Source organism: Streptomyces sp. NPDC038135, from assembly GCF_055601245.1.
This window is the reverse complement of the sequence record NZ_JBVJXS010000007.1, coordinates 234,601-253,201: the sequence shown is the minus strand read 5'-3', so window position 1 is coordinate 253,201 and position 18,601 is coordinate 234,601. Positions and strand designations below refer to the sequence as shown.

Here is an 18,601-nt window from a genome sequence, read left to right as displayed (position 1 = left end):
GGTGCCGACCCCGTGCGGGCCATGTGCCACCCGAGCTTTCCGGGGCACGGCCGGTGCGTCAACGCGATGCGGCGGCCCCCGCGCGCTGATCACCCCGAACGTATGCTCAGGGGATGACGACTTCCGCGACCTCCGGAACCGGCCCCACCGAGAACTCCATGCGTCGCGCCCTCAAACGTGCCCGGGACGGCGTCGCCCTCGACGTCGCGGAGGCGGCGGTGCTGCTCCAGGCCCGCGGCGAGGCGCTCACCGCGCTCACCGCGTCCGCCGCCCGGGTGCGTGACGCGGGCCTGGAGGCGGCCGGCCGTCCCGGCGTCATCACCTACTCGAAGAGCGTCTTCGTCCCCCTCACCCGGCTGTGCCGCGACAAGTGCCACTACTGCACCTTCGTCACCGTCCCCGGCAAGCTGCGCCGCGCGGGCCACGGGATGTTCATGTCCCCCGACGAGGTGCTGGACATCGCCCGCAAGGGCGCCGCCCTCGGCTGCAAGGAAGCCCTCATCACCCTCGGCGACAAGCCCGAGGACCGCTGGCCCGAGGCCCGCGAGTGGCTGGACGCGCACGGCTACGACGACACCATCGCCTACGTCCGCGCCGTCTCCATCCGCATCCTGGAGGAGACGGGCCTGCTGCCCCACCTCAACCCGGGCGTCATGACCTGGACGGACTTCCAGCGCCTGAAGCCCGTCGCCCCGTCCATGGGCATGATGCTGGAGACCACCGCGACCCGCCTGTGGTCCGAGCCCGGCGGCCCGCACTTCGGCTCCCCGGACAAGGAACCGGCCGTACGGCTCAGGGTGCTGGAGGACGCGGGGCGCTCCTCCGTCCCCTTCACCTCCGGCCTGCTGATCGGCATCGGCGAGACCTACGAGGAGCGCGCCGAGTCCCTGTTCGCGCTGCGCAAGGTCTCCCGGGCGTACCACGGCGTCCAGGAACTGATCATCCAGAACTTCCGCGCCAAGCCGGACACGGCGATGCGCGGCATGCCGGACGCCGAACTCGACGACCTGGTCGCCACGGTGGCCGTGGCCCGCCACATCATGGGGCCCGCGGCCTGTCTCCAGGCCCCGCCCAACCTCGTCGACTCCGAGTACGAGCGGCTCATCGGCGCGGGCATCGACGACTGGGGCGGGGTGTCGCCCCTGACCATCGACCATGTCAACCCCGAACGCCCCTGGCCGCGGATCGAGGAGCTGGCGCGGAAGTCCGAGGCGGCCGGATTCGAGCTGCGGGAACGTCTCTGCGTCTACCCGGAGTTCGTCACGCGCGGCGAGCCCTGGCTGGACCCGCGACTGCTGCCGCACGTACGGGCGCTGGCGGATCCGGAGACGGGGCTGGCGCGTGCCGACGCCGTCGTCGAGGGACACCCGTGGCAGGAGCCGGAGGAGGCCTTCACGGCCTCCGGCCGTACGGATCTGCACGCGTCGATCGACACCGAGGGCCGTACGACGGACCGGCGCGACGACTTCGACGAGGTGTACGGCGACTGGCAGGCGCTGCGCGAGGCGGCCGCCCCCGGCATGGCGCCCGAGCGCATCGACACGGACGTACGCGAGGCCCTGCGCACGGCGGCCGACGACCCCACCCGCCTCACCGACGCCGAGGCGCTGGCCCTGCTGCACGCGGACGGCCCGGCGCTGGACGCGCTGTGCCGGGTGGCCGACGACGTCCGCAGGTCGGCGGTGGGCGACGACGTCACGTACATCGTCACCCGCAACATCAACTTCACCAACGTCTGCTACACCGGCTGCCGGTTCTGCGCCTTCGCCCAGCGCCGCACCGACGCCGACGCCTACACGCTCTCGCTGGAGCAGGTCGCCGACCGGGCGCAGCAGGCGTGGGACGTGGGCGCCGTCGAGGTGTGCATGCAGGGCGGCATCCACCCGGACCTGCCGGGCACCGCCTACTTCGACATCGCGAAGGCGGTGAAGGAGCGCGTCCCCGGGATGCACGTCCACGCCTTCTCGCCGATGGAAGTGGTCAACGGCGCCACCCGGACGGGCATGCCGATCCGCGAGTGGCTGACCGCCGCCAAGGAGGCGGGCCTGGACTCCATCCCCGGCACGGCGGCGGAGATCCTGGACGACGAGGTCCGCTGGGTGCTCACCAAGGGCAAGCTGCCCACGGCCACCTGGACCGAGGTGATCACGACCGCCCACGAACTGGGCATCCGGTCCTCGTCCACGATGATGTACGGCCACGTGGACCAGCCCCGCCACTGGCTCGGCCACCTGCGCACCCTGGCCGGCATCCAGCGCGAGACGGGCGGCTTCACGGAGTTCGTCACCCTGCCGTTCATCCACACCAACGCGCCCGTGTACCTGGCCGGCATCGCCCGGCCCGGCCCCACCACCCGGGACAACCGGGCGGTGACCGCGATGGCGCGGCTGCTGCTGCACCCCTGGATCCCCAACATCCAGACGAGCTGGGTGAAACTGGGCGCCGAGGGCGCCGCGGAGATGCTCCGCTCCGGCGCGAACGACCTCGGCGGCACCCTCATGGAGGAGACGATCTCCCGCATGGCGGGCTCCTCCTACGGCTCCTACAAGTCGGTCCGCGACCTGATCGCCGTGGCGGAGGCGGCCGGCCGCCCGGCGAAGCCGCGCACGACCCTGTACGGAGAGGTGCCCGAGGAGCGGCGGCGGGCGGCCCAGGCCTCCGACGGCCACCTGCCCGACCTGCTGCCGGTCCTGGACTGAGGGCGGACTGAGTACGATGATCCGACCCCGGTTCCGACAAGGGGATCCATAGCGGAGGAGATGCGTACCCGTGGCTGCCCGACTGCCCTCGTGGGCCTGGGTCTCCGGTCTGACGGTGGCGGGGACCGCCGCCGTCGTCGCCCTTGGCGTGCAGGCCGAGCACGGGCCGCATCCCACGGCCGCGGCGGCCCGGCCCAGCGCGTCCGCGTCGGCGTCGCCGCGCCCGCACGCGTCCGCGGACCCGAAGCCGTCGGCCCCGCCCGCCCTGCCGGACGGGTCCGGGTCGGGCCGCCGGATCGTCTACTCCGTCGGCGAGAAGCGCGTGTGGCTGGTCGACGCGACCGGCCAGGCCGCCCGCACGTTCACGGTGTGGCCGGGCACGGTGGACCCGCAGCCCGGCCGCTACTCGATCACCCTGCGCACCCAGTCCCTCAAGGGCTCGGACGGGGTCGAGATCGAGCACGTGATGTACTTCACCAAGGTGGAGGGCGTGAACATAGCCTTCTCCAACGCCCTCGACGGCTCCTCGCCCCCGCCGGCCGGCGGCCAGAAGCTGGGCGGCATACGCATGCACAAGCAGGACGGCGCCGCCCTGTGGTCCTTCGGGGACCTGGGCGCCAAGGTGACCGTCGTCAGCTAGCCGCGTCCCGCCGCCCGCCCGGCAGGAGGTTGACGATCAGCGCGACGCCGCTGAGCACGAGCACCCGGGTCGCCGCGTCCAGCCCGTTCCACGTCTTCGACTGCCACATGGCGAACCACTCGCCGCCGACGGCGACGAACCCGGCGCCGAAGAGCAGCACGAGCATCAGCAGCCCGTACACGGAGAACCGCCGGGCCCGCTCGTGGTCCCGGCGCGCCCACAGGTACGTGCCCGCTATCAGCACCAGGGCCGCCACCGTCTCCCACGCGATGATCGCCACATAGGCGGTGTCCTGGAGCGCCGTGCTGGTGATCGCCCGCCACATCAGGTCGTCGTCCTTGAACGTCGTGTCCATCGCCAGCACGTGCCGTACGAACTGCTGGTTGGTCCCGAAGTCGGTGACGTTCCCCAGTGCGACGAGTGCGATGTAGAGGGCGACGACGCCGGTGAGGACACCGGCGGCCAGGTGGACACCGGTGCCCGCGGTGCGCGTGGCGGCGGTGGCTGCTGGGGTGGGGGTGGTGGTCATGGCGGGATTCTCCCCGCCGGAAGAGAAGTTTCCCCCTGCGCAATGCGCCAGAATCCCGCTCGGTTCAGGCCGAGTTCACGCCCCCGCGGCCGCCGGTGCGCCCCGGCCCCGCACGGCCCGCCGCCGGCTGCCGCCGACGACCGGGTGGCAGCGCCCACAGCTGTACGGGAATGGCCGGGCGGGACCGGTTCGCCCCGGTGAACCGACCGTCCCCGGTCGATTACAGTGCTGGGCGTCGTACGTACGGACGGTGCCGAGGAGGCCTGCATGGAGGCGACGTCCGGTGCCGTCTGGGGCCGCGCCGAGCAGCAGGACTTCCGCAGCCGGGTGCGCGGGGCCCTGCTCGGGGTGGCCGTCGGCGACGCGCTCGGCGGCCCCGCCGACGCCCTCGACCTGGACGAGATCCGGGCCGCCTACGGCGGCGAGGGACTGCTCGACCTCGCCTTCGGGCACGGCCGGCGCGGCACGGTCACCCACCACACCCAGCTCACCCTCTTCACGGTGGACGGGCTGATACGGGCCCAGGTGCGCCGCGACACCGGCGCCTGGCACCCGCCGACCGACCTGCACCGGGCGTATCTGCGCTGGGCGGCCACCCAGCGGGACTGGGGACCGGACGAGCGCCGCAAGGACGACGGCTGGCTGGCCCGCGAGGAGTGGCTGTACGCCCGCCGGGACCCGACCCGGGCCCTGCTGCTGGGCCTCGGCGACGAGACCATGGGCACCCTGGACACCCCGAAGAACCCCGGTGAGCTGGGCCCGGAGGCCGTGGCCCGCTCCGCGCCCTTCGGGCTCCTCGTCGGCTGGGAGCCCCAGCTCGTGGCGCAGCTCGCCGTGGAGTGCGCGGCCCAGACCCACGGGCACCCCATCGCCTACCTGTCGGCGGGGGCGTACGCCGTCATCGTGCACGGCCTCGCCCGCGGCGAGAGCCTGGACGCGGCCGTGCAGCGGGCCCTCGCCCTGCTCGCCGCGCGCCCCGGCCACCAGCCCGTCGCCGACGCCCTCCAGCACGCGCTCGGCGCGGTCCGGCAGGGCCTGCCGGGCCCGGGCCGGGTGGAGGAGCTGGCCGGCGACGGCACCGCCGACGGGCTGCTGGCCGCCGCCGTCTACTGCGCCCTGGTGGGGGAGGACGTACGCCACGGCCTGTGCCTGGCGGTCAACCAGAGCGGGCCCTCGGCCGCGGCGGGCGCCCTGACCGGCGGTCTGCTCGGCGCCCTGCACGGCGAGACGGCCCTCCCGCCGGCCTGGCTCGCCGAGCTGGAGGGCCGCCCCACCGTCCTGGAACTGGCCGACGACTTCGCGATGGAGATGACCCAGGGACCCGCGCTGCACGGCCCCGCCGGGTCGTCACCGGGCTGGCTGGCCCGCTACCCCCGGGCCTGAACCGACCGGGGACGGGGGCCCGCTACGGCGCTCCCACCACGTCGTCCCCGGCGCTCGCGGGCACCGGCACGGCCGCCGCCGCGTCCCCGTCCGTGTTGACCTTCTCGATGACCGCCAGCCGCTCCGGGGTGTCCTCCGGCCTGAGGTAGCCGACCAGGACGTACAGCACCAGGGAGACCGCGAGCGGGATGGAGACCTGGTACTGCAGCGGGACTCCGCCGTCCACCTGCCAGTTGACCGGGTAGTTCACCAGCCAGAAGGCCAGCAGACCCGCCGCCCAGCTGGTGAGGGCCGCCGTCGGGCCGGAGCGCCGGAACGGGCGGAGCAGACCCAGCATCATCGGGATCGCGATCGGCCCCATCAGACCCGCCACCCACTTGATGACGACCGTGATGATGTCCTTGAAGGCCGGGGAGTTGACCTGGGTCGCCACCGCCATGGAGAGCCCGAGGAACACGACGGTCGTCACCCGGGCCGCGACCAGTCCCGACCGCTCGCCCCACGCCCGGGCCCGCGCCGACAGCACCGGCGCCACGTCCCGGGTGAACACGGCCGCGATCGCGTTGGCGTCGGAGGAGCACATGGCCATGGTGTGCGAGAAGAAGCCGACGATGACCAGGCCCAGCAGGCCGTGCGGCAGGAGCTGTTCGGTCATCAGGGCGTAGGAGTCGGAGCCGTCCGGCTTCTGCGCGTGGACCAGCAGCGGGGACATCCACATGGGGAAGAACAGCACCACCGGCCACACCAGCCAGAGCGCCGCCGACAGCCGCGCCGACCGCGCGGCCTCCCGCGCGCTGCCCGTCGCCATGTAGCGCTGGGCCTGGTTGAGCATGCCGCCGTTGTACTCGAAGAGCTTGATGAACAGGAAGGCGAGCAGGAACACCGTGCCGTACGGGCCGACCAGCGGCTTGCCGTGGCCGTGCAGCGCGGGCTGGTCGAAGGCGTCGAAGAGACCGATGCCCTTGTCGTTCAGCTTCAGCACGACCGCGACGAACATCGAGACGCCGGCCAGCAACTGGATGACGAACTGGCCGAGTTCGGTCAGTGCGTCCGCCCACAGGCCGCCGATCGTGCAGTAGACGGCGGTGATCGCGCCGGTGATGAGGATGCCCTGGTTCAGCGACACACCTGTGAACACCGACAGGAGGGTCGCGATCGCGGCCCACTTGGCGCCCACGTCCACGATCTTCAGCAGCATGCCCGACCAGGCGAGCGCCTGCTGTGTGGAGAGGTTGTAGCGGTTCTTCAGGTACTCGAGCGGTGACGCCACGTGGAGCCGGGAGCGCAGCCGGTTGATGCGCGGCGCGAACAGCCTGGCGCCGATGGCGATACCGAGCGCGATGGGGAAGGACCAGGTGACGAAGGAGGTGACGCCGTAGGTGTAGGCGATGCCCGCGTACCCGGTGAACATCACCGCGCTGTAGCCCGACATGTGGTGCGAGATGCCGGAGAGCCACCACGGCATCTTGCCGCCGGCCGTGAAGAAGTCGGAGACGTTGTCGACGCGTTTGTGCGACCAGACGCCGATCGCGACCATCACTCCGAAGTAGCCGATCAGTACGGCCCAGTCGAGACCGTTCATGTGTCCCCTTCCAGAGTCACGAGCCAGGGTCAGGCACGTGAACTCTGGTTTCGGAGGTGTACGCGCGGCAAGGAACGGGAACGTCAAGAGACAGTAAAAATGTTCGACTTGGTGATCGTGGTTCATCCATGTGAACGGTGGAGAGTGCGAGAAGTCCCCCGGCCGGAGACCGGGGGACCTGGGGCCGAAGAGGCCCGGAACCTACTTGAGCTCGTCGGGGCAGGGGGTGCCGCGCGGCAGCTGGTACGGCGCTGCCAGGTGGTACGTCCCGGCCTTCGGGGCGAGCAGCATCGTCCAGCGGTCGCCCTTGGCGTCCTCGGCCGTCTCCGCCAGACACCCGTTGACGTTCTCGTACGTCTTGGGCGTGCCCTCGTCCCGGTGCTTCGAGGCGTCCGTCTCCTGCGGCGGCTTCAGGCTCTTGCCCTCGCCGTCGACGATGCTCAGCCACGGCGAGTACGGGATCCGTATGAGGATCCGCCCGGGCTTGCGCACCTGGAGGGTCATCTCGCCCTGCTCGGCCCGGTCCACCACGGCGTCGGGCTCGGCGAGCGGCGTCGGGTCGGTCACCTTGAACAACTGCCAGTTGGCGTCGCCCCAGACCTGCCGCAGATACGGCATCCCGCGCCGCAGCAGCGTCCGCTCGCGCTCGCCGCCGCCGTTGCCGTCCGGGTTGTCCTTCGGCAGCACCACGAAGTGCACGGCCCACCGCTGGAGCCACTCGTGGTAGTTCGCCGAGTTGAGGGTGTCGTCGTAGAAGAGCGGGTTGCGCTCCATGTCGGCCTGCCGGTTCCAGCCGCGCGCCAGGTTGACGTACGGCGCGAGCGCGGAGGCCTCCCGGTGCGAGCGCGCCGGGACCACCTCGACGCGTCCCTTCTCGGCGCCGACGTTCTGCAACTGGTTGACCAGCGGGGCCAGCTCACGGGCCCAGGACGCGGTCGGGGTCGTGTGCACGATGTCGTCGACCGACTTGAAGCCTATCCAGCCGGCGAAGCCCAGGAACGCCAGCACGGTCACGTACCACTTGCGCGAGCGCGGCACGGTGTAGGGGAGCGCGGCGACCAGCGTCACACCGGCGAACAGCATCGGCAGCCGGGAGATGTTCGAGCCGATCTGCGAACTGATCAGCCACACCAGCACCACGCCCAGGCTGTAGACGCCCGCCGTCAGCCGGACGGTGATCCACTCCTTGGGCACCAGGAACAGGCACAGCAGCCCGTACAGCAGCGGCATCACCACCGAGCCGAAGGTCATGGGCTGGGTGCCGGAGAAGGGGAACAGCCACGCCGACACGGCGACCACGGCCGACGGCGCGAGCCCCAGCGCCCACGCGCCGGGCCGCCGCTTCTGCAGGAACAGCGCGACCGCGACCAGGCCGACGAAGAGCCCAGCGACCGGCGAGGACATCGTGGCGAGCGCCGCCAGCGGGGCGGCCACCAGCGCCTTCGCCCAGCGTTTGAAGCGCCACCGGTGGGGCCAGCAGAAGACGGCGGCGACCGAGCCGAGCGCGAACATGGTGCCGAGACCGAAGGTCACCCGCCCCGACACCGCGTTGCAGACGAACGCGAGGACTCCGGCGAGCGAGGCCCACAGCGGGTTCCGCACCACCCGGCTGCGCAGCAGGACCAGCGTCAGCAGCCCCGCCGAGACCGTCCCGGCGAGCATCATCGTGGTGCGGACGCCGAGCAGCGACATCAGGTACGGCGACACCACGCTGTACGACACCGGGTGCATGCCGCCGTACCAGGCCAGGTTGTACGCCGAGTCCGGGTGCCGGCCGACGAACTCCGCCCAGGCGTCCTGGGCCGCGAGGTCGCCGCCGCTGTTCGCGAACGTGAAGAACCAGATCACGTGCAGGGCGCCCGAGAGGACGGTGACGGACAGCACGGGGTGCCGCAGGAACCGCTGCCGGAGGGGCTCGGCCGCGAGGCGCAGCCGGATGAGCGGCAGGCTCTGCCGCGCCGGGGCGGGGCCGCCGGCGCCGTCGCCGTGATGACGGGCCACGCGGTCGCCGCGGTGACCGTCGGCGCGGTCGTCGTGTCGGCTGTCCGCGTGGCCGGTGTGACGTCCGTCCGCGTCAGTCGCGGACGGACGTATTCGCGGGCCGGATCCCGGGTCCGGATCGGCGTCGTCGGAGCGTGTCCGCTCGGTTGTGGCCACCTGAAGGCACTCCCCGTGTCCCGTCTTCTGTTCTCGGCCGTGTCCCTCGTGTTCCCGGCCGTTTCCCGTTCAGTTCGCGGTCCCGTTCCCCGACCGTCGACCTGCCCCGTTTCGTGACGCTAGCACGCACCCCGCCGACGGGCTCCGTCGACGGGGTGCGTGCCTGGTCGGGCCGGGGGCCGGCTCAGCCGACGCGGGTCAGCTTGTCGGTGAACCCGGGCTCGGTCAGGTCCTTCTGCAGGGCCACCGGCACCTTCACCGCGCCGGCGGCGCCGCCGTCGCCCACGGTGAGCGTCCCGACCTCGGTGCCCGTCTTGGCGGTGTGCGGCACGACGTCGGAGGTGAAGGACAGCTTCACCTTCAGGCCCGACCAGCCGGCCGCGGCGACGTCCTTCGTGGCCACCACCGGCGTACGGCCGCCGAGCCCGTCGTCCACGTACCCGACGACATCGCCCTTCCTCAGCACCGTCGCCGACTTCAGCGCGCCCTGCGCGGAGCGGATCAGCTTGTCGGCCGCGTCCAGCGCCCCGCTGAGGATGGTGTTGTCCGAGCCGCCGGCGGGCTGGCGGACCACGGCGCCGACGATGGTCCGCGTCTCACCGCCGACCTCCTGCTTGGCCGCGAAGACCAGGTTGCCGAGGGCGGAGGTGGTGGTGCCGGTCTTGATGCCGACGACGTTGTTGTGGCCGACCAGGTGGTTCCAGTTGGAGTGGTTGACGCCCTTGTAGTCGTCGTACGACATCATCGCCGCGACCTCGCGGAACGCGGGCTCCTCCATCGCGGCCTTGGCCAGCTTCACCTGGTCCACGGCCGTGCTCACCGTCGAGTTCGTCAGACCCGAGGGGTCGGTGTACGTGGTGTTCGTCATGCCGAGCTTCCCGGCGGTGGAGTTCATCTTCGCGACGAACTCCTTCTCCGACCCGACGTCCCAGCGCGCGAGCAGCCGTGCCACGTTGTTCGCGGACGCGATGAGGATGCTCTCCAGGGCCTCGCGCTGGGAGATGGTGTCGCCGGCCGTGACGTCGACCGTGGACTCCTGGCCCGCCTTCGACTGGTCCTGGGCCGCCTGGTCGATCTTGATCTTGGGGCCGTCGGCGCCGCTCTTCAGCGGGTGGTCGCGCAGGATGATGTACGCCGTCATGACCTTGGCGACGCTCGCGATCGGCACGGGCTTCTGGGCGCCCGAGGAGCCGAAGGTGCCGATGCCCTGGACGTCCAGCGCGGCCTGGCCCTGGGCCGGCCACGGGATGTCCGTCTTGGCGCCGCCGAAGGTGTAGGAGTCCTTCGCGGTGAGGTCCAGGGTGGGCTGGGGGAGCGGGCGCATCGCCTGTACGACCGCGAAGACGATCGCCAGCAGGATGACCAGCGGCGTCCAGATCTTGACCCGGCGGACCAGAGTGCGGACCGGGGTCTCCGGGGGCGGCGGCGTGTTCGTCAGCTCCGCCAGCAGGTCCAGCGGAGGCTTGGGCGGCAGCGGCTGCTGGGTGGTGCGCTCGGGGCCGACCTGCGGGAAGGCGCCGGTGGGCGCGGCGAGATCGGAGTTGCGCAGCGGAACGAACTTGCTGGTGCGCTCCGCTGCGGGGGCGGAGGGCTCGGTGGAGCCCTTGGCCTCGGTCTCCGGCTTCGGCTTGGCCGTGCCGAGCTTGAGCATGGTGGTCGGCTGGTCGACCTCGGGCTTCTTCGGGCGTACGGCCTTGAAGGCGGTGGTGGGCTGGTCGACGCCCTTCGCCTCGGCGGGGGTCTTCCCACCCGCGCGGCTCTCGTCGTCGGCCGCGGGTGCCCCCTGCGGGGCGTCCTCGCCGCCGGCGGCCTTCGCCGCCCTGGCGGCGGCAGCGGCGGCCTTGGCACCGGCGACCTTGGCCGCCTTGGCGTCCGTGGGAGCCGTTCCCGGGCCCTTCGCCCCGTCGCCGGCCCCTGCCTCCCCGGAAGCCCCGTCCGAGGCCTTCCCGTCCCCCGCGTCGCCCTTCGCTGCGGTGCCGGCGTCCGCGGTCGCCCCCGAGCCGGCCTTGCGGCCCGTGTCGGGGTCGGCGGAAGTGGCGCCAGTGCGGGAGCCGGTGGCGTCCTTGTCGGCGGTGCCGGCGTCCGCGGTGGCACCGGCCTTCTGGTCGGCGTTGCGGCCCGTGTCGGGGCTCGCGGGAGCGGCGCCCGTGCGGGAGCCGGCGGCGGCCTTCGCGTCACCGTCGGCGTCCTCGGTCGCGTCCGAGTCCTCGTCGGCCTTCTGGTCGGCCTTGCGGCCCGCGTCGGGGCTCGCGGAAGTGGCGCCCGTGCGGGAGCCGCCGGCGGTCTTCGCGTCGCCGTCGGCGTCCGCGGTGGCGTTCGAGCCGGCACCGGCCTTGCGGCCCGTGTCGGCGCTCGCCGAAGCGGCACCCGTGCGGGAGCCGCCGGCGGCCTTCGCGCCACCGTCAGCGGTGGCCTTGCCGGACCCCATGGCGGCCTTCGCGTTGCTGTCGGCGTCCTCGGTCGCGTCCGAGTCCTCGTCGGCCTTCTGGCCGGCCTGGGGGCCCGCGTCCGGGTCGGCGGAAGTGGCGGCCGGGCGGGAGCGGGTGGCGGCCTTGGGGGCGGTGCCGGCGGCCGTCTTCGCGGCGGAGCCGGTGCCGGCCTTCTGACCCGCGTCGCGGCTCGCGTCGCGGCCGGGCTTGGTGTCCGCCGCACCGTTGGCGTCGGTGGCCGGCTTCCGGTCCGAGTCCGCGTCCGGCTTCGAGCCGGTGTCCGAGCCCGTGGCGGCCTTCCCGCCGCCTTCTCCGCCGGACTTCGCGCCCGACCCCGCGGCAGCCGCGGCCCCGGTGCCGGCCTCGGACTCCGTCTCCGCGTCCGCGCCGGACTCCGGGGCGGCGTCGGCGTCATCGTCCGTGCCGGACCCCGCCTCGGACTCCGACTCCGGGTTCTTGGCCGAGCGGATCCAGGCCGAGACCGCCTCGCGGAGGTCGGAGTCCTGGTCCTCCCCGGGCTTCTGGGGCTCGGACCCGTCCGAGTCGTCGGCGGCCTTCGCGTCCCGCACCGAAAGGATCTTCGTCGCCGTGTCGACGGCACCCGAGGAATCCTTTTCTCGGGACACCGCGAGGCGCGGATCGCGCGCCTCGGGAACCGAACCCGCGCTCCCCGACGTCGGTTCCGCCGACGACTCGCGCTGCTTCGACCTGTCGGGGGACTCGCCCGCCACCGATGCCTCCTCCATGCGCCGCACGCACACTCGCGCGCCCTGTCCGAACCATGTACCAGTGTCCTGTGTGAGGACTTGGCCCCTGCGGTAGACGAGAACGACATACCTGCCGGTTCCCTTACGAACCGGTCACGCACCCTCGACAGACCAATGTGAGAGGGGTCACCCTGTCATTCATCCACGCGGGGAGGCATGGATGGGCAGGAGCCGCAGAACGATTCCGGAGGAGCTTCTGCTGCTGGCACTGGACCCGGCCACGGGTACCACTGCACAGCCGCAGTCGCTCGACCTCGGCCTGGCCGGAGCACAGCTAGTGGAGCTGGCGCTGGCCGGACGGATAGCCCCAGACGGGGATCGTATCGCCGTGGTGGTGCCACGGCCGACTGGAGATCCGACTTTGGACTGCGCGTTGGAGTTGCTGCGAAGGCGTGGCGCTCCCGTGCGTGCCGTCCACTGGATCGGCGGGCCGCGTTTGGGGCTCCGCCAGATCTACCTCTCGCACCTGGAGCGGTGCGGCATGGTCGCCGCCGTGCCGGGCCAGATGTGCGGGGTGTTGCCGACGACGCGCTACCAGGCGACGGACACCGAAATCAGCCGGGAGATCCGAGCCCGGCTGGACAACGCGATCCGCACCGGCGTGCCGCCGGACCCGCGGACCGCGGCGCTCGCCGCGCTGGCGCACGCGGTCGGGCTGGGCAAGCACCTGTATCCGGGGAACGAGGGACGATCCTCCCGCTCCCGGCTGCGGGACCTGATCCGGCACGACCCGATGGGCGGGCTGGTGGCGCATGCCGTGATGGACGTGCAGAACGGCGCGGTGGCCCAGCCACGGCGCGGTCCGGCCGCGGCCGGCCGCCCGGCGGGGCCCGGAGCCAGGGGCGCGGTGGAACCCGCGCGCGGGGTTCCGATGCAGCCGCACCGAGGGTCCATGGCGCGTGCCGTGACCCACTGAGCCGCACCGCCGGTCCCCACGACACCGGTACGCGGTCCCCGAAACCCGTTACGGGAGACGCTGGTTCGAGCGGGGCGGTGAGATCCGTGCGGTCTCACCGCCCCGCTCGGCCGTGTCCGGAGCGCCGGGCGACGCCCGGATCGGTGCGTACGCCCTGGATATCCGCCGTTTTCCAGCGGTGGAAAGCGCCTTGGTGGCAGTCTGCTCAGCAGCAGATACGCAAAGTGGTCAGTACAGGCAGGCAGCCGGAGGTGCACGTCCCGTGGCGTCCAATGTCAATCCCACCGTCAGACGGCGCCGGCTGGGCCAGGAGCTGCGCAGGCTCCGCGAGCTCAAGGGCATGACGGCCGAAGAGGTGGCGGAGCGGCTGCTCGTGTCGCAGTCGAAGATCAGCCGGCTGGAGAACGGCCGCAGAAGCATCAGCCAGCGCGACGTGCGCGACCTGTGCGGGGTGTACGAGGTCGACGACCAGCGGATCGTCGACTCGCTGATGGAGATGGCCCGTGACTCCCGCCAGCAGGGCTGGTGGCACACGTTCGGGGACATCCCGTACAGCGTGTACATCGGCCTGGAGACCGACGCCGAGTCGCTGCGGGTGTACGAACCCCAGCTGGTGACGGGTCTGTTGCAGACCCGCGCCTACGCGGAGGCACTGGTGCAGGGCGCGCTGCCGGAGACGTCGACGGCCGAGATCGAGAAGCGCGTGCAGGTCCGCATGCGGCGACAGGAACGTATCACCGCCGAGGGCAACGCCCTGCGGCTGTGGGTGGTGCTGGACGAGGCGGCGCTGCGCCGGGTCGTCGGCAGCCGGCTGGTGATGCGCGAACAGCTGGAGCACCTGGTCGAGATGTCGCAGCTGCCGCACGTCACCGTGCAGGTGCTGCCCTTCGAGGTGGGCGCCCACCCGGGGCTCAACGGCCAGTACGCCATCCTGGAGTTCACCGACGCGGCCGACTCGAGCGTGGTCTACCTCGAGGGCGTCACCAGCGACCTGTACCTGGAGAAGGCGCCGGACGTGCAGAAGTACGCCGTGATGTACGAACATCTGCGGGCACAGTCCCTCAATGTGGAACAGTCCCGGCAACTCATCGCGAAGGTGGCGAAGGAGTACGCCGACTGAGCCGAGTCCCACAGAGCCGCGGGATCGTACACCAGTGGTCCACTCCAGCGGAAGGCTCACCTGGAATATGCCATCCGCTTGAGTGAACGCCTACTCCGCGGGCGGCAGTTGCCCGGTAGCGTCGATCACGCCAATCAGACGACAGGGTTGGCGCGAACCGCACTACAGCAACTGGCAACAGGAGTGGACATGGCACTGATTCAGGGCGCTTCGGAGACGTGGATGAAGTCTTCCTATTCCGCGGGCAACGGCGCCTGCGTCGAGGTCAAGTCGCCCACCACCGCGGTACTCGCCGTACGCGACTCCAAGGTCACCGACGGCCCGGTCCTGGCCTTCCCCGCCGACGCGTGGAACGTCTTCGTCACCTCGGTCAAGGCCTAGGGGGTACTCCCTGCCCCTCGCGCATAGCCGTCGCCCGACGACAACCGCACAGGCATCACCCACGGAGCCCTCTCGACCAGTCGCCGTCCTTGCCGAGAGGGCTCTGCGCACCTGAGCGGCGCGCCCGTTCGGGCTTCCGTCCGTACTACCGGGCCAGCTGGCCCTCGATGGCCGCGACGACCTCGGCCGCCTCCGGCTCGGTCTGCGGCGAGAACCGGGCGGCGACCTGTCCGTCCCGGCCGATCAGGAACTTCTCGAAGTTCCAGCGGATGTCCCCGCTGTGCCCCTCGCCGTCCTCGAAACCGACGAGGCGCTCGTACAGCGCGTGCCGCCCCTCCCCGTTCACCTCCACCTTCTCGGTCAGCGGGAAGGTCACCCCATACGTGGCCGAGCAGAACTCGGCGATCTCCTCGGCGCTGCCGGGCTCCTGCCCGAGGAACTGGTTGCAGGGCACGCCGAGCACCGTGAAGCCCTGCTCGGCGTACCGCTCCTGCAGCCGCTCAAGACCCGTGTACTGCGGGGTCAGCCCGCACTTGGAGGCCACGTTCACGATGAGCACGGCCTGGCCGGCGTAACCCGGCAGATTGGCGGAGCCGCCCTGGAGGGCTCCGATCTCGACGTCCAGCACGGAAGCGTTGTGGTCAGTAGCAGTCATGCCCGGATGCTAGCCCGCGCCGCTCCGCCGCCGGCCGGCCCCGGCGGCCCAGGACTGATCCACACCCTCCGGCGGCGGCTGTTCCCACGGGTGGACGCGACGCCGGTGGCGGCGGGCGGACCCGTCACCACCGGCGCGCGGCGGGTCAGCTGTAGGGCAGCCGCAGTACCGACCGTTCGCCGGTGCCGAGGGTGCTGGGCGCGTTGCCGATCGCGTTCCACACCTTGACCTGCACGGTTCCGTTCCGCAGATCGCAGAGGGCGCCGCTGCTGGAGAGGGTCCCGGCCTTGTCGGTGTAGTGCTCCCAGCCGGGGACCGGGTCGGTGGCGAAGTACCGGTACGTCTCCACGCGGTCCCACGTGCCGTTGCCGGTGCAGTCGTAGGACACCTGCGCCTGGGGCGCGTCGCCCACGGCGCCGGCGGCGTCGACGGCGAGGTCGAACCGGGTGCCGCCGCCGTCGTACGCGAGGTCGAGTCCGGTGGCGGTGAAGGTGGTCGGCTTGTAGGGGGTGCCGTCGTGGTTGACGCCGTCGGCCGACGCCAGGGTCACGGAGCCGGCCGCGTCGGCGGTGCCGGTCAGCGTGCCGTCACCGGCCGGGTACAGCGTGGGCGAGGAACCCGTCCCGCTGGTGGGCGAGGACGTCGGGGTCGGCGAGGGCGTGGGGGTCGCCGTCTCGGTCGACGTGGGGCTGGGGGTCGGCTCCGGGCCGCCGCCCGTCGCGCTGCCGCCGCTCCACGTGTACGCCCCGGCCGTGACCGTCTTCCCGGCGGGCACCCGCACGGTGGTGCCGTCGGAGAAGTGCACGGTGCCGTCCGTGGCCGTGGTGTTGGCGGCGACGTAGGTGCGGTCGCCGTTCTTGACGAACACGGCGCTCAGCGGGGAGTCGGCGGAGACCGAGGCGTCCACGGTGCCGAGCGCGGCGAGGTTGCGGATCCAGTGGAAGGTGTGGGCCTTGCTCTCGCCCTCCTCGGAGGTGAGGGAGCTGTGGGCGCGGAAGTCGGCCAGCGCCGCGTCGCCGTCGCCCAGGGCCCGGTACTCGTACCAGATGTCGGGCCAGATCCCGGGCTGGGTCCTGCCGGCCTGGTCGAGCATCTCCTGGTAGTTGGCCCTGACGTAGGCCGGGTTGTCGCCCAGGTAGAGGTGCCCGCCGGTCACCGGCAGCAGGTTGATGCCCTGGATCTGCTCGGGGGCGCTGGAGAACCAGGTCGAGTAGGCGCCGCCGTTGCCCCACACCATGCCGACCTGCTTGTGCTGGAAGCCCTCCGGGTAGACCTGGTCGTGGACGTCGAACCAGTAGTCCTCGATGGCGGCGGCCTGGGTGGTGTACATGTAGATGCCGGCGTCGCGGACGGCCTTGTTCCCGGTGGCCATGCCCCACTGGATGAGGGCGCTGTCGAAGTTCATGCCCTCGGAAGAGGACTCCTGGTTGTTGCCCGCGGCGAACGAGCCGTGGCCGGACGCCCAGTCGTGGCCCGCGTAGATGTCGAAGTCCCGCAGGAACGGGAACCGTTTGTCGGTGCGGTCGTAGTTGTCGGCGTCGCGGATGAGCAGGTCGACCATCCCGCCGTAGTGGTCGGAGTCGGCCCAGACCGGGTCGAACTTGGCGAGGGTCGCGGCGGCGGCGACGTAGTAGCCGTAGTGGAAGTGGTGGTCGTTCAGCTCCTGGTCGGACCCGTAGGAGGCCGGGTAGCCGATCAGCGTGCCCCACTTGTTGTCGTAGTAGAACAGGTGGCCCGTCTTGTTCGGCGAGGCGGTGAACCAGTCCGTGAGCTTGGACTTGATGGCGGACAGGGCGGCGTCGCGTACTCCGGTGTCGCCGGTCTGGTCGGCGATCTCCGCCAGGCGTGCGGCGCGCCCGAGCCCCTTGCCGGTCCAGTAGGTGTCGTCGCTCACCTGGCGGGTCGGATCGGCCTTCTCGGCGTTCAGGTAGTCCCGCAGGGTCGCGAGGTCGGCGCCGGAGCTGTCGGCGACGGCCGGTATCTCGGGCAGCACCCCGTGGAAGTCCATCGTCGTGGTGAAGGACGTGACGCCGGTGAGCACCTTGAGCGGGCCGCGGGAGGAGACGTAGGTCTGCGGCAGCGGGCTGCCGTCGGACAGGTGGCGCCACTGGTGCGGCAGCAGGGCCGCGACCGTCCCGGTCGCCGATCCCTCGAGGGCCTCGGTGGTGAAGCGGTACGTGGTGGTGACGGTGCTCTTCGCCTCGTCGTACCGGTAGGACACGGCGGTGCCGGTGACCGGGTCGTGGGCGTACCCGGCGTACGCCTCCGCGAGCGCGGTGCGGTCGGCGGCCGGGGTGGACGGCGTCGTCGGCAGCACGGCGACGGAGAAGTAGTCCTTGCCGGCGAGCGAGGAGGTGAAGGTGGACCCGCTGACCGACCAGGTGGCGCCGGCCGGGGCGAAGGCGACGTAGTCGTGCCCGTTGACCGAGTAGCCGAGCGTCGGGCCGGAGTGGGACCACACGTCCACCGTCGCGTCCGAGGCGGCCTTGATCCGCGCGTCGCCGCCCTTCGCGCGGAAGTAGGCGAACGGCAGCCCGGAGCCGATCGTCGCCCGCAGGGTGTGCGCGCCGTCGCTGAGGTAGGGGCTGACGGTCCAGTCGCTCCAGTCGTCGACCTTGACCTCGGGGGCGGCGAGACCGGAGACGCCGGCGACGAAGTCCTCCTTGTACTCGAAGTGGTACTCGCCCACGCCCTTGCCGCTGCCGGAGATCGTCGGCTTGGTGCTGTAGGAGACGCCCAGCCCCTGCGAGCCGGCCCGGAAGCCGAGCGGCTGGGCGAACAGGGGCTCGCCGTAAGCGCAATTGGTGCGCTTCCAGAGGATCGACGACCACCAGTCGTTGGTGGGGACGGCGCCGGCCGGGGCGTCGGAGGTCACCCAGTGACGCGGGTTGGTGGACAGGTCCGCGCAGCCGGAGGGCAGCGGTCCGGGCGCGGTGGTGGTGTAACTGCCCGCGCCCACCGTGTCGGCGCCGGCCTTCGCGGAGCCGAGTACGGTGAGGACCGCCCCGATGAGGGCGGCGAGAGCCACGAACGCCGCGGCCCGCCGCCAGGGCGGGGACCACGGGACCGCTCTCGGCGGCCGAGCACTGTCTCTTGACATGGGAGCACCCTTCAGCACGGGGGGTGAGGCGGATGAACGGCCCGGGCCGGCAGGTGCGGCGGACCGTGGAGCGAGTGACGCGGCCGGCCGGCCTTTCACATCGCAGGCCGTTGTGGCGGAGAGCCCGGAACCTAGTGCCTTGAGAGCGCTCTCAAGCAAGGAAGGTAGGGTCGGCCTGAGGCACCGTCAATACAAAGCGCAATGATTGTTCGACCGGTCGTCACCCGAGGACCGTCCCGAGCC

12 protein-coding genes are annotated in these 18,601 nt (G+C 71.8%); 6 read left to right on the top strand and 6 right to left on the bottom strand.

The annotated features are described in order from the left end of the window. Positions 1-113: 113 nt before the first annotated feature. Positions 114-2,699, top strand: coding sequence for a bifunctional FO biosynthesis protein CofGH (locus ACZ7JA_RS21475; RefSeq protein ID WP_389450037.1), 2,586 nt, complete (start codon positions 114-116; stop codon positions 2,697-2,699). A gap of 70 nt (positions 2,700-2,769) precedes the next feature. Further along, complete coding sequence (locus ACZ7JA_RS21470) at positions 2,770-3,339, top strand: hypothetical protein (protein ID WP_351665014.1); 570 nt, start codon at positions 2,770-2,772, stop codon at positions 3,337-3,339. Here ACZ7JA_RS21470 and ACZ7JA_RS21465 read toward each other — a convergent pair. Continuing rightward, on the bottom strand, positions 3,332-3,868 hold the full coding sequence (locus tag ACZ7JA_RS21465; protein ID WP_351665012.1) for a DUF2165 domain-containing protein: 537 nt from the start codon (positions 3,866-3,868) through the stop codon (positions 3,332-3,334). The genes ACZ7JA_RS21470 and ACZ7JA_RS21465 overlap by 8 nt on opposite strands. Positions 3,869-4,135: 267 nt before the next feature. On the opposite strand from ACZ7JA_RS21465, the gene ACZ7JA_RS21460 reads away from it, so the two are divergent. Beyond that, positions 4,136-5,251, top strand: a complete 1,116-nt coding sequence (locus tag ACZ7JA_RS21460) for an ADP-ribosylglycohydrolase family protein (RefSeq protein ID WP_351665010.1) — start codon at positions 4,136-4,138, stop codon at positions 5,249-5,251. A gap of 22 nt (positions 5,252-5,273) precedes the next feature. Here the strand turns inward: ACZ7JA_RS21460 and ACZ7JA_RS21455 are convergent, their stop codons facing one another. The 3 genes from ACZ7JA_RS21455 to ACZ7JA_RS21445 form a co-directional block, all read right to left on the bottom strand. Then, positions 5,274-6,833 carry a sodium:solute symporter family protein gene (locus ACZ7JA_RS21455; protein WP_351665008.1) on the bottom strand — a complete coding sequence of 520 codons (1,560 nt, stop codon included), beginning with the start codon at positions 6,831-6,833 and terminating at the stop codon, positions 5,274-5,276. A 201-nt stretch (positions 6,834-7,034) separates the two neighbouring features. Then, positions 7,035-8,990: an MFS transporter gene (locus ACZ7JA_RS21450; protein WP_404028318.1), complete on the bottom strand. Its 1,956-nt coding sequence runs from the start codon at positions 8,988-8,990 to the stop codon at positions 7,035-7,037. 184 nt (positions 8,991-9,174) lie between these two features. After that, positions 9,175-12,165: a D-alanyl-D-alanine carboxypeptidase gene (locus ACZ7JA_RS21445; protein WP_470809766.1), complete on the bottom strand. Its 2,991-nt coding sequence runs from the start codon at positions 12,163-12,165 to the stop codon at positions 9,175-9,177. 181 nt (positions 12,166-12,346) lie between these two features. Here ACZ7JA_RS21445 and ACZ7JA_RS21440 point away from each other — a divergent pair, with 181 nt between their 5' ends. From ACZ7JA_RS21440 to ACZ7JA_RS21430, 3 genes are all read left to right on the top strand, one after another. After that, entirely contained in the window at positions 12,347-13,102 is a 756-nt protein-coding gene (locus tag ACZ7JA_RS21440) for a GOLPH3/VPS74 family protein (protein ID WP_351665002.1), read from the top strand. 262 nt (positions 13,103-13,364) lie between these two features. Next, positions 13,365-14,222, top strand: a complete 858-nt coding sequence (locus tag ACZ7JA_RS21435; RefSeq protein ID WP_351665000.1) for a helix-turn-helix domain-containing protein — start codon at positions 13,365-13,367, stop codon at positions 14,220-14,222. 189 nt (positions 14,223-14,411) lie between these two features. Then, complete coding sequence (locus ACZ7JA_RS21430) at positions 14,412-14,603, top strand: DUF397 domain-containing protein (RefSeq protein ID WP_351664998.1); 192 nt, start codon at positions 14,412-14,414, stop codon at positions 14,601-14,603. A 145-nt stretch (positions 14,604-14,748) separates the two neighbouring features. Here ACZ7JA_RS21430 and ACZ7JA_RS21425 read toward each other — a convergent pair whose 3' ends face one another. Both ACZ7JA_RS21425 and ACZ7JA_RS21420 read right to left on the bottom strand, forming a co-directional pair. Next, entirely contained in the window at positions 14,749-15,258 is a 510-nt protein-coding gene (locus ACZ7JA_RS21425) for a glutathione peroxidase (RefSeq protein WP_470809763.1), read from the bottom strand. 145 nt (positions 15,259-15,403) lie between these two features. Further along, complete coding sequence (locus ACZ7JA_RS21420; protein ID WP_470809761.1) at positions 15,404-18,358, bottom strand: glycosyl hydrolase; 2,955 nt, start codon at positions 18,356-18,358, stop codon at positions 15,404-15,406. Positions 18,359-18,601: the final 243 nt, after the last annotated feature.